Genomic DNA, 1,251 nt, shown 5'->3' on the forward strand with positions numbered 1-1,251 from the left:
GAGGTAAACGCAATGATTGCCAAAGGGGAGCAGATATGCAACCTGACCATAGGCGACTTCGATCCCAGTATTTACCCCATACCCGATGAGCTGCGGGCAGGTATAGCCGAGGCTTACGCCGAAGGAAATACCAATTACCCACCCGCCAATGGAGTGGCTGTACTCCGCAAAGCGGTAGCCAGTTTCACAAAGGACCGGCTGGGTTTAACGTATCCCGAAAATGATATACTGGTGGCAGGCGGATCACGTCCGCTTATTTATGCCGCATACCTGGCTTTGATAGACCCGGGTGATAAGGTGGTGTTCCCGACTCCTTCCTGGAACAACAACCACTACTGTCACCTTTCGGGCGCTACCCCCATCCAGGTAGAGACCAGCCCGGACAACAATTTTATGCCGACGGCTGCTGATGTGGCACCTCACCTCAAAGGCGCAACCCTGCTGGCACTGTGCTCACCGCTCAACCCGACAGGCACCATGTTCTCCAAAAGTGACCTGGAAGAGATCTGCGACCTGGTCATAGCGGAAAACAAAACCCGTGCTGAAGGCGAAAAGCCCCTCTACATCCTGTATGACCAGATTTACTGGATGCTGACATTCGGCAACACGCAGCACTACGATCCGGTAAACCTGCGCCCGGAGCTGAAAGACTATGTGATCTACATCGATGGCATTTCCAAATGCTTTGCTGCGACGGGTGTGCGGGTAGGCTATGCTTTCGGGCCAACCGTGGTGATGGACAAGATGAAATCCATACTGGGGCACGTAGGAGCCTGGGCGCCAAAAGCCGAGCAGGTCGCTACAGCCCGTTTTCTGCATCAGGCAGAGGCCGTGGATGTGTTCCTGGATGAATTCAAGCAGCGGGTACGCCAAAGCCTGGATGTGCTCTACAACGGTTTCAAGGAGTTGAAGAGCGAAGGGTATAATGTGGATGCCATCGCGCCTATGGGAGCCATCTACCTATCGGCCCGGTTGGACCTGGCTGGCAAGACAACACCGGCTGGCCATACGCTGCAGACCAGCAAAGACATTAGTTTCTATATACTGGAAGAGGCCAAACTGGCGGTGGTACCCTTCTCTGCCTTTGGCTCCGATGCCGGGCTGGGTTGGTTCAGGCTCTCGGTTGGCGGCGCATCCCTCGATACGATACAGGCATCGCTGGGCAGGCTGCGGGCAGCACTGCAGAAGCTGAAGTAAAAAGATGAACTTCTAAAAGTAAAGCCACCTTCGGTCAATCCGGAAGTGGCTTTA

Annotated in this window: 1 protein-coding gene; it reads left to right on the top strand. The window is 54.6% G+C overall.

Features of this window, described 5'->3' with window-relative positions; translation table 11 throughout:
- Positions 1–1,197, top strand: a 1,197-nt coding sequence (locus tag OB13_RS15175; RefSeq protein ID WP_461491020.1) for a pyridoxal phosphate-dependent aminotransferase, incomplete at its 5' end; no start/stop codon positions are given.
- Positions 1,198–1,251: the final 54 nt, after the last annotated feature.

Source organism: Pontibacter sp. HJ8 (genome assembly GCF_054824225.1).